The 10,611-nt window shown below is 60.5% G+C and carries 9 protein-coding genes and 2 pseudogenes; 4 read left to right on the forward strand and 7 right to left on the reverse strand.

Going from position 1 to position 10,611, the window contains the following annotated elements; all coding sequences use genetic code 11:
- The 4 genes and pseudogenes from AO501_RS07295 to AO501_RS07305 all read right to left on the reverse strand — a co-directional run.
- A pseudogene (locus AO501_RS07295) lies at window positions 1–1,201 on the reverse strand (hypothetical protein); the annotation flags it as partial.
- Window positions 1,191–1,331 carry a hypothetical protein gene (locus AO501_RS36905; protein WP_156452366.1) on the reverse strand — a complete coding sequence of 47 codons (141 nt, stop codon included), beginning with the start codon at window positions 1,329–1,331 and terminating at the stop codon, window positions 1,191–1,193. The gene AO501_RS36905 and the pseudogene AO501_RS07295, both read right to left, overlap by 11 nt.
- 34 nt (window positions 1,332–1,365) lie before the next feature.
- Window positions 1,366–1,566: a helix-turn-helix domain-containing protein gene (locus AO501_RS07300; RefSeq protein WP_055577096.1), complete on the reverse strand. Its 201-nt coding sequence runs from the start codon at window positions 1,564–1,566 to the stop codon at window positions 1,366–1,368.
- Window positions 1,563–1,802 carry a hypothetical protein gene (locus tag AO501_RS07305; RefSeq protein ID WP_156452367.1) on the reverse strand — a complete coding sequence of 80 codons (240 nt, stop codon included), beginning with the start codon at window positions 1,800–1,802 and terminating at the stop codon, window positions 1,563–1,565. Before AO501_RS07305 ends, AO501_RS07300 begins: the two co-directional genes overlap by 4 nt.
- Window positions 1,803–2,099: 297 nt before the next feature.
- On the opposite strand from AO501_RS07305, the gene AO501_RS36910 reads away from it, so the two are divergent.
- Window positions 2,100–2,789, forward strand: coding sequence for a hypothetical protein (locus AO501_RS36910; RefSeq protein WP_156452368.1), 690 nt, complete (start codon window positions 2,100–2,102; stop codon window positions 2,787–2,789).
- Window positions 2,790–3,050: 261 nt separating this feature from the next.
- Window positions 3,051–4,844, forward strand: a complete 1,794-nt coding sequence (locus AO501_RS36915) for a hypothetical protein (protein ID WP_156452369.1) — start codon at window positions 3,051–3,053, stop codon at window positions 4,842–4,844.
- Between the two features lie 295 nt (window positions 4,845–5,139).
- Here AO501_RS36915 and AO501_RS07325 read toward each other — a convergent pair whose 3' ends face one another.
- Together AO501_RS07325 and AO501_RS07330 are read right to left on the reverse strand one after the other, a co-directional pair.
- A complete protein-coding gene (locus tag AO501_RS07325; RefSeq protein ID WP_156452370.1) occupies window positions 5,140–5,769 on the reverse strand; it encodes an AAA family ATPase in 630 nt (209 codons plus the stop codon).
- A 144-nt stretch (window positions 5,770–5,913) separates the two neighbouring features.
- Complete coding sequence (locus tag AO501_RS07330) at window positions 5,914–8,223, reverse strand: AAA family ATPase (protein WP_055577102.1); 2,310 nt, start codon at window positions 8,221–8,223, stop codon at window positions 5,914–5,916.
- Between the two features lie 449 nt (window positions 8,224–8,672).
- Here AO501_RS07330 and AO501_RS35105 point away from each other — a divergent pair, with 449 nt between their 5' ends.
- A complete protein-coding gene (locus AO501_RS35105) occupies window positions 8,673–9,611 on the forward strand; it encodes a hypothetical protein (protein WP_231752375.1) in 939 nt (312 codons plus the stop codon).
- A 384-nt stretch (window positions 9,612–9,995) separates the two neighbouring features.
- Here the strand turns inward: AO501_RS35105 and AO501_RS07335 are convergent.
- Window positions 9,996–10,214: pseudogene (locus tag AO501_RS07335) on the reverse strand (transposase); the annotation flags it as partial.
- 68 nt (window positions 10,215–10,282) lie between these two features.
- Here AO501_RS07335 and AO501_RS40635 point away from each other — a divergent pair.
- Window positions 10,283–10,417, forward strand: coding sequence for a hypothetical protein (locus tag AO501_RS40635; protein ID WP_419775666.1), 135 nt, complete (start codon window positions 10,283–10,285; stop codon window positions 10,415–10,417).
- Window positions 10,418–10,611: the final 194 nt, after the last annotated feature.

Below are 10,611 nucleotides of genomic sequence, written 5' to 3' on the forward strand. Positions count from 1 at the left end.
CAGTCTTGAATCGTCTTTGGGTTGACCCCGACAACCTGGCCCACGCTTCGAAGTAGAGCGGGCCCCCGCATAGCCGATCGTGGGCCCATTGATGGCGGATCACAACGAATGTGTTGTCGTCGAGGGCCAGGAATGGAAATCTTGTAAGGGTGTACCGCTGATGGCTGATCGGCCCGGCCTCGCGATCCTCCTGCAATTTGGCCCTGAAATCGTCGAGTCGCGGCGCCATGTTGGCGAACAGGTAGTCGATCGCGGACTCAGTAGCGCCGTCGGCTAGCAGTTCATTGCGGGTGAACCGAACCTGATGAGCGTTCGTGCTGCGCTTGATGATGCGATGCCCGAGTCGCATGACGTCGAGCAGTTCAACGCCGGTGGCGATCTTAAAAGCTTCCGCGGGCGTCGCACCCAAGTCAGTCGTCTTTGACCTCGCCGCCCACTCGGTGAACCATAAGTCATAGGTGTTCGACAGGACGATCTCCATCCGCAGCGGATGGTTGAAGAGCGCACTCGCGATCTCGTTCTGGATGTACGGCTTGGCGTATTTGTGCAGTTCGTCGGCGTCCATCTTCGGCAACTTGCGCTGAAGTTTCGCGATCTCGGCGGCGGAGGGCACGTCGCCCGCGAACTCGGCGTCGCTGTTCTGCTCTGAGGTGATCGACAACAGCAGATGTATCAGCGTGTTGCGGTCGATCGCCGGCGCGGCGTGATCTGCCGAGGCGTACTCGATGATCTCACGCTGTAGCTGAGCCGTCGCACGGGGCGAAATGAGCATGTCGCCATAGATGATGATCTGATTGATCACCTTCTCGCACAAGCCCCCTTCGCCGCCGTCGACGAGGAATTCACACTCAACGTCGCGTACGTTGTGAGTGGTGGTGTAGGCCACGTCCCACTGCGCTTGCACACGCGCGACGGTTTCGAGTGCGTCGTAGAGATTGGCGGCAGCGAGCAGTTCGCGTCGTTCCTCATCTGTCAGTAGCGTCAGCCCGAACTGCCCGCAAACGATCAGCTGCGGTTGCGACGCCAAGAAGGACGTGGTGTGCGAGAACAGCTCGTCTGACACCGAACCCCCCATCGGCGACAGCCACGGCGGCGGCCTCTTTCCTTGGGCAGCGGGCATGCGGTTCTGGGCGAAGAGGGGGTTGGGCTTCGGCGCGCCCTTGCCATCGCGCGGCCCCCGGTAGCGGGACTTACCTGACATGAGCGTCCGCCTTCTCGGCGAGCAACTCGTCGATCGGACGAATCGGCGGTTCGTTGCCCTGTTCACGGATTGACTGGCGCACGGCGACAAGCAACTTCAGCTCGGCGTCGATCTCGTCACGGGTACGCACCCATTCAAGGTTACGGACGACCACCGACAAGCAGCTAACGATTTTCGTCGGCGGGCAGCGTGTCGGCGTACCGCTGCAGTTCGGCCACCGGGAACAGGATGCGGCGCCCATGCCGCCTAGCGACGATCTCGCCTATGCGGCGCAATCGGTCGATCTCCGAGACGCTGATCGATAGCCTGCCGGCGGCTTCGTGGCGGTCTACGAGGATCACGCCGTCGGCGTCGAGGTCGTTCATTCGCGGGCTCGTTCTGCGCGCAACTGCGCAGCCAGGGCGGCGCGCTCGCGCTTGAATCGGGCGTCTTCGTCGGCGGTGAACGCGCGCCAGACAGCGTCCTGCTCGTCCGTCATCCATAGGCCGTCGGAGAGGTGGGGGTCGATCGTCGGATGCAGCTTCAAGAATTCGCGGAACAATCGATCTATCTCGCGGGCATGACGGCCACGCAGGCGCGCCATCGCCGTATCACTTGCCACCGCCTTCACCTTCCTGCCGCGGTCCGCAAACTGTCTCATCGGGCACTGTCTTCGCTCAGTCATCCTGACGCAGTCCAATAGCACTGACCTGCAGTGCGCCAACAATATTGAGCACGGTCACGAAGTTCCGCTCAATCTGGTTGGCGCAGCTGGGGATATGGCGCCTGATCGAGAGACCGTGTACGCCGCAGGTGGCTGGCGTAATTTGATCCCCATGGCCACGGGCGAACACCCTTCCGTGAGCGCCTGCGGGCCAGGATACTGAGTCCGTCTAGCTGGCTGACGGAAGGTCAATCAATGCCAATCCTCGCCCGAATCGTGGCCGTAGCTGCAAACCTCGGAGTGGTCGCGGGACTGGCGGCGTGCGGCGGCCATCCCGACCAACCCGCAAGCGCCCCGACGACCACAATCGCGAATAGCTATCAGTCCGCGTCGCCGAGCGTACCGAAGCCGACGGGCTCGGGCGATCCGCTTTATGACAAATACGCAGCGGCGATGACAGCGGCAGGTATCGCATTTATCCCTGGTATCACTGGTAACGCTTGGGCCAGCTACCCGTCAGACATATCCCTCTGCAAGAACTTGCGCAGTGACGATGACGACGCCTATGAACTCAAGTGGTTCTGGATGACGGAACCAAAGGGAGACTCCGCGCGACGTGTCCCAGCGATGATTCCGATCCTATGCCCGGATCAGCAGGGAAAGCTTGACGAGGCGCTCGGCCCGAATCCCAGGATGACAAAGTTCTCGGGAGGCAAGAATTTTGTCGGGAACGGCCAGAACTGTGAAAGTTGTGGAACCAAGATCCAGCCAGGTACATACAAGACCGGGCAGGTGAAAGACTGCTATTGGTCGCGACTTGATGGCCAGGGCAACATCATTGCCAACAACATGGTTTCACTATCCCAGTCCGTCGTAGTCACTATCCAGCCAACCGACGCCGCTTTCGAATCTAAGAATTGCGGAGAGTGGACCCGTGTCGATTGAATTGGGCCGGCCAGGTGTCACGTCTCAGTCTTTCTGGCTACAAGCTGTGCCTCCTGGCCGGTTGTGCGCCAACACTATTGAGCGGGGTTTCGCAGTTCCGCTCAGTTCAGATTCCCTGCTCCGGTTAGCGTCAAGTCGTTCTTTTAAGAGGAAGTCACCGAAGTACGAGCATTAGCGGATAGGGCGTCCAGCAAATCAGTGTGTTCTGAACTGAATGCCGTCAAACTTTTTGCAATCGTAGAACGATCGCCGAGGAACATCATGACAATCAATTGGAACCAGCTGGGCCAGGAAAAATTCGACCGGACCGTCGAGGTGCTCATCCGCCGGCGGTTTAATCGTATCGGACATGTGACCGTCGTCGACGGTCGCGGCGGCGATGGCGGGATCGACATCGATCTTGTTACACCGGGGGATGGGCGCCGACGTATCTTCCAACTTAAGTACTTTCCAGAAGGCTTCTCATCAGGCTGGGCGAAAAGCCGGAAACCGCAGATCGAAAAATCGTACAAAGCCGCGTTAGGCAAAAGGCCGGACGAATGGACACTCGTCGTGCCGCGACTTCTCACTCCGAGCGAACGTACCTTTGTCGAGGCACTGAATAGTGGATCAATTCCGCCAACAATCAGCATCGTCGGCCGCACCGAACTTGATGATTGGCTGGCCGATGACCCCGACCTCGACACGTTCCTACAGCGGGATCCCGAAACTGCACTACGCGAGATGGCCCGCACCTACAACATAGAGCGTGCCGCCTTACTGAACGGAATGACCGACATCGCCACGCGCGTACGTGACCTCGGAAAAATAATCGACAGCTCGGACCCCGACTGGACCATTGATTTCGCACGTATAGGCGGCGTCGATTCCCTCATGGTGCGTCCACAACATACCGGTGCAGCCGACCGCAACCCGATCGGTTTCACGGTCCAGACTCGACCGCTTGCCGACAAGGATGCCGAACTGCGTAAACACATCGAACGCAGTCTGGGCTACGGCACTTCGAACCCCGTCATCATCCCAGGCGACGCAGTCGAATCGGTGAGTTTCAGGGGCCCTTCCTTCATCGCCGGCGACTGGCCACCCGGTGAGTTTCATCTCGGGCCGTTTACCCACCTACCGTCGGTCGGTAAGCCCGTGGAGATCAAAATCTGGCATGGCGATGAGTTCGTGGCTAGCTATGAGGGAAGGGTCACGCATGCCGGCCGCGGCAGCGTAGGCGGCAGCGTTGAGGCTAGTCTTTACGATGATCGACTCAAAGTGCAGTTTCGCCTACCCAACGACGAGGATCCTGCTGCCAAATCCCGCCACGAAGCTGGACCTCCTGGTATTGACCTCGTGGTGCATTACGGTGCCGATCCGCCCGACCTTGTGGAGAAAGTTCTGTGTGCGGCGAGATGTATCCGCGCATGCAGTCGCCTCGAAATCCGTTTCGACGGAGAACTAGCGGCGACCTTAGCTGACTTCCCGCCAATCACCGCCGCAGAATACGGTCAAGACCTTATCGCTATAGAGCAGTATGCGGGAGACCTTGCGGTCGTCCAGAATCACTGCAACCAGTTCTTCGCCATTCCCGAGTACATCCAACCGGGCGAGCGTGTGTCTATGCGTATCGCGCGACTACTTGTCGAGGGCCATCTCGTCGCCTCCCCGAACGCGCGGACGTTCACCATGGACATCACGACTGACGATAGCGAAGATCTGCGCCGAGAACTGAGGACCCCGAGGCCGATAGCATGGCGTGCAGAGACCCCGTACTCGCTTACTTCGGGAGGCCGAACTTTGACTATCGGTCCTGTGTACGCCGTCCACACAGCGGCTACCGCGATTAACGCCGAGGAGGCGATCGAAGCCCTAGAAGCTGGCAGAGGCAAGGGGTTTCGCGTCACGTATCGTCCAGGCGACGACCCCTTTTTTTACGTTGCCCTCGCTGACGGACCCGTCTCCGAACTAGGAGGAAAAAAGATCGCCCTGTGGAGCCTGGTTGGTATAGACCAGCCGGGGGTTGCAGCAAATGACACACCCAATGCAGGCCATTCAGAGCCTCGACACTAAAACCACTCCGGCGCCGGGTGCCGCGATCGGCGTGGATGCGATAAATCCGCGCCGACGGCGGACTGCGCGGCCACAACGCACGGCGCAGCCGTCAAATCCGGGAATGCTTGTCAAGGCATGATTACTAGGCGACTGCGACGTGGCCCCGGGGACGGTCCTACAAAGCGGCAGTCGCAGTTTCGGAGAAATCCGGAATCGTCCTACAAAGCGGCAGTCGCAGTTTCGGAGAAATCCGGAATCGCAGTAGAGCCGTGAGCGCATCTTATGGGTGCCTGCGAAGCCGGCTTATTGGGGTTCATTGTGGCTGCTCGTCCGACGCCTCGAATGACCGCACGAATGGCTGCGCGGTCACCGCGTCGACCTCCGGATCGAAATCTACCGGGCTGATCGCGTCTGCAAGCTCGGTTTCGACAGATCCCACGTTCTGCGCCCGCACGGTGCCCAGGCTGCGGGACAGCTGTCGTTCCCATCGCATGGCTTGGGCGTCAGTCAAGCTGACACCTGCTTGAGCTTGAATCATCCGTCCCAGCGGGCCTTCTTCGCTGGCTTCTCGCTCGTACCAGTACTCGACCTCGATCGACCGATCGCCCGACCCCAGCGCCGCCGAGTTGATGGGAGGAACTCGCGGGAAGGTTTGGCGGTGGCCTAAATAGAGAGCTTCGGAAACCGTCGTCTTACCAGCACCGTTGCTGCCGATCAGAACGCTGAATCGCCCCGGGAGCTGAACTTGAATTTCAGCCTCACTGCTGGCACGAAACCCTCTTACATTCAGAGTATGTAGATACATAATCCTCCCGCGCCGGTCGACACAACTGAATCGTCCAGCTTGTCTTTCAATTGCAGCCGCTTCAGTGGCGGAACCAGCAACCCTCCACCCTACGGTGACATACTGCGGGAAGCTTGAAGCCACACCGCGTTGACGCATCTGACTGCTTGGCCCGAAAACCGGAGGCCTTAGCCCAGCCGAATGCTACGACGATCGCGGCGTGAAGCTTGTGCTACAGAAATTACGTGCGGCGGACGGCGGGTACTTTGGGTCGCAGAATCGCACCCTTCCCCGCCAGGCCACTCAGGCTTCCTGCTGCACCGCGTTCGTAGCTCCGTAGCTGAGAGTAAAAAGGCGATCCCTGAAAAGGTCCGGTTCGTCAAGCATCGAGCGAGGATCGTCGGCCAGCTTGAATTCGCGATGGATCGAACGCATTCCCTGCAGCACCGCATCGGCCTCGGCGGCCTCTAGCGGAAGCTGGGCCTGCAACGACTCCAGCAACGAGACCGCATCCGTCTTGCGAATCCTGCCCGGATGATCCTTGATGAAGTTCTTCCGAAGCCGGTTGATAACCGTCGAGATTCTCGCCTGCGCGTTGTCGCGCATGGCCTCGCGTTGCCTCATCTCGATGTGTGCAAGAACAGGCTGAAAGTTCGTGTACAACTCCTGCTGCAATTCAGGGTCGGCGTCCTTGGCCAGGGCGAGGTCCACGACACTTCGAGCGAAGGGAACCTTCTCGAGTTCGAGCGGCCGGACCAGTTCGCCCTTCGCGCTTGCGGCGCCTGCGGCATCCTTAAGCAATTTGAAGAGCCGCTGTCCGCGTCTCGGTTTCACATCTGTCCACGCCGACCTGAAAGCCTCGGCCTGTTCGGCGGGCAGGACCGCGGCTGCGATCCGCTTCGCGGCTTCGTTCGCCAGCGCCAGAGGAACCAAGTCTTCAAGTTCAACAATTCCGGGACGCCGCGAACCGTCTGCAGTGTCGGCAACGCTGAAAATCAGCGACGGCGGCAGCAGTCCCCTCATCGCCTTCACGTCCTCGATCGCCGCCCGGCCCTCCTCGTCGTCGTCGACCATGACTAGCACTGCCGGCTTATCCTCGTCACGTCCGCGAGCAAGGTGAACCATGTAGGCGATGTTGCGAGCCCCCCCACACGGGACGAGGGTCAGCGTGTTTAGGTCGAGCGCGTTGCCGCTGGGCGCGACCCTGCGGGCGACGTTGCTGGCGCCGGCGAGCAGGATCGGGTCGGCCTGGCCCTCCAGCATTAGATTGCACGAGCTGATAAACGTCGTCTCGGCGACGAAGGCGCCCAGCGCGGATCGCAGCGGCTCGTAATGGTTGCGACCCGCATTCTTGACGATGCGGGTGCCCTCCTCGTTCTCGCCCTTCTCTAGGACGCGAATCCGCTCGGCGTGGTTCTTGTCGATGAGGAACGGGGAGTGAGTTACGTAAACGACCTGGACCGGGGCCGCGGTGTCAGTGTCCGGGTGAGCGAACGCTTCGAAGATCCGCAGCAGATCCTGCTGGCCTGAGTTCGACAGGAAGGCGTCAGGTTCGTCCATTAGCAGGATCTCGCCCTTGTTCCGGTCGTGAGACAGGTACTGGACGAAGTAGCTAAGGAAGTACTGGAGGCCCTGGCTGCGCTCCGCGAACGTGTAGTCGGTGCCAGTCCGGTCGCGGATCGTGAACACGAGGTCGAAATCCCGCAGACGCAGTTGCAGAGAGAAGTCGCTGTCCTGAGTCCACCACCGCCGAAAGTTAAGACTGTCCGCCAGTTTTCGATTGAACTTCTTTACCAGGGCCTCCGCGTATCCCTCCGATATCGAAATCGCGGCTCCGAGCTCGCTGAACTCGTCATGAGTAATCCCCGCGACGTCCACCAGAAGCCGGCGTGCGAGTTCCCACTGTTCGAGCAATTGATTGCTGGGCGGATCATCGGCCCCGTCGTAAACCGGCCTAGCCTCACCCGTTCGCGGAGTGTCCAGCGACTCTGGATGAAGGCGTAGGAAGGACATCCGGCCGAGCCAGCCATCCCGGGTGCGCCCGGTCCGCGACGTGTCTCCGGCCAGGTAGGCGATCTCGACGCTGTCCGGAAGCGGTACTCGTGCGTCGATGCGGAACGAGCGCGGTAACGCGAGGCCAGAGAGCGCCTCATCGACCTCGACGGACTCTTCGCCGACGTACACAACCGTTCTGTCGTGGAACCGAAACAGGTGAAAGGAGTTGACCGTCTCCGCCGTCCAATTCGCCAACCCTAGGACCGCGGAGTGCTCATCCTCGCTGAGGTCGGTGAACTCGCCGCCGAACTCCGGTAGACCCGGTGCCGCTTCCTCCGCGAATTCCGTCGAGTATCGACAAAAGTCGCGCCTGACGTACCCCTTCCCGGTCAACAGCGCCTCGATCGCGTACAGCAGTTGACTCTTTCCTGCCTCGTTCGCACCGACCACCGTAGTGACGTCAGGCTCCAGCGGTATACGCACGAACGGAAAGAACAGCTCGTCATCGCCGACGAGATCCCACAGGTCCGGCGTCGAGGTCGTGTCCTCTTTGCTTTTGCGTAAATAGTCGAAATTAAAGGAGCGGTAGAACCGCACGTACACCGTCGTGAGCTTCATTGGTCTCTCCGAATATGTAACTTTGCTTGACCCTTAATGGTATTCGGTGAGGCCGACACGAAATGGCGACACGCGTCCTCGACCCGAATAGCCGCCCCAGGGAACTACGGAACACACTGCCCGCGCGTACCGGGGCGGCCTGAACGACGTGTTCTTCTGGGCCCCACCATGTCCGCAGCCAGTGTTCGACACGACGTGGCGCCGACCGCGGGCACCATCCGCCAACGTGTTGCGGCCCTCTGCAGCACCCCACTTCTCGAAGCACCGAGTTCCGGTCGTATCCACGCTAATACTCAGGTCCTCAGTCAGCTCCACATCAAGGATGTTGCCCACTGCAGGTCTCGGGTTCCCTCGTCTATCCCGTTCTGGCAACCAAGCCGAGACGGCGTTGCCGAGAGTTCAGAAACCCCGTCACCGCGGGAATGGCGCCGAGACTACCCTCGTGAATCGTGACTCATTACGCGATCCGCTCTGCGGGCAATGTCCTCGAGGTGTGGACCGGAAAGCGGATTCAGCACGGTCGCGAGACTAGAGATGAGTGGCAGGCAGAACTCAAACGTGAAGTAAGAGCGGCATTTCTGCAGCTCACCATTCCTCCGTGCTCCCTGCTGGCAGGACATTACGACAGCACCAGCGCGGCTCCAGGAGATACGGAAAATAGTCTGTTCACCAACATGAGCGAGACCATTCCGAGCGCGCTATTCACAGCACTGCGTTTTGAGCGCGGTCCTGACAATCCGCCGCCAGCGCCGAGACCTATCGACTTGGTGAGCGGCCACCTTCACTACTACCGCTACGCAGTTGATGGGTCGTGGAGTACGTGGGAACCTGACCAGACGCTGGCACGGTGGCGTCACATACCGCGTCGAATCTCAGTCGGCACTGACACCGCCCGCCCGGTGTGGTTCGCCCTTCGTCAGGCCAACGCCAAAGGCCTGGTCTCCGTCATGGTTAATGACCCCATCGCAGCCACTACCAACTTCGGTATCAGGATCACCGTGCACACCACACCCGCTGGCTCCCATCGGCCGACTTCGAACAGCGAGTTTGTCATCGACGGAGCGATCGCAGCTTTTCATGACGATCCGTACTCTGAAGCTCTCGCGGCGGCGATGGCCCCCCGTCTGCCGACGGTTACCGAGTCCGAATTCCTATCGGCCACGAGTTGCCTAGCGGGACCGCTGTTTTCAAGCCCCGCGGTACGCATCTCTGCAAGCGGGACGTTGCAGATCAGTCCCGCCGACGAACGCTGCTGGTTGGGCGAGTACGCCGTTGCGCACGATTCGAATAGCCGCTGGCCCGAAGTTAGCGGCGAGCTGTTCACCCTCCGTCCGGTCGCAGGGTCAACAGGAGCACTATCCGACGCCAGAATCGCAGGATCTCCGTGAAGTTGCCGCCTCGCCGCCGCCACACCCTCGGTGTGCGTGATTCGTCGATGCCTAGCCGGAACGACACCCTCATCGTGATTCACTGAGGACATGACTGTCTGCGCCGCGAGGGGGTGCGACAACTCGGCTGCGTTCTCCGCGAGAACCCGCCCGGCTTGGTGCGATGACCACATCACGAAGCTCCTCGCCCAGGGTGGTCTCGCGTCTCTGGAACCGTTCACCAAGCGGGCAAGCTACCGCCTAACCAAGTGCCTCCAGTGCGGCTGCGAAGCACACTACAAATTCGACTACGTCCTCGACAGGAACGCAGCGGGTGAGCCGTGTCACGGTCAAGTCCAGGGACGTGGTGTACGACGTCGTCGTGTGATTCTTCGTGGTGATGGTTCAGGCGGTCAGTGCCGCCGGGGTGTCCTCCTGTTCGGTCGGGGTGTCTTTGACGGCGCGTGATTTGCTGAGGACGTCGAGGCCGAGGTAGCGCCGTGATTCGGCCCATTCGTCGTGTTGTTCGGCCAGCACGGCCCCGACGAGGCGGATCAGGGCATTACGGTCGGGGAAGATGCCGACGACGTCGGTGCGCCGGCGGATCTCCTTGTTGAGCCGCTCCCAGGTTATCTGGAGTTCTGCCTAGGATACCTATGGTGACCTGGCGGTTTGTGTCGTGGAGGGTGTCCATGACGCGGTTGGAGATCGATATCGGTTGGCGGTCAGCATGGTTCGATCGTTACCGAAGTGTGATGCGTTGGTTCGCGGTGTCGGCCGGTGTTGTCGCGGAGTTGGCCAAGGGCGCACGCGAGTTGGCGGCGTAACCGCCGGTTCTCATCGGCGAGTTCGTGGTTGCGGCGGTTGGCGATTTCGAGGCGTTTTCTCAGGGAGTCGTCGCTGGCGCGTTGTCGGGCAGGTAACGGTGTGCTTGGCTCGGGCCGGGTCGCGTCCTAAAGCCGGTGTAAAAGGGGCCGGGCGTAGGTTCTGCTTCGAGACCGCCAAGTCATCGAAGGAAAGG

Origin of the sequence: Mycobacterium gordonae, assembly GCF_001417955.2 — a bacterium.
GTDB classification, from domain to species: domain Bacteria; phylum Actinomycetota; class Actinomycetes; order Mycobacteriales; family Mycobacteriaceae; genus Mycobacterium; species Mycobacterium gordonae_B.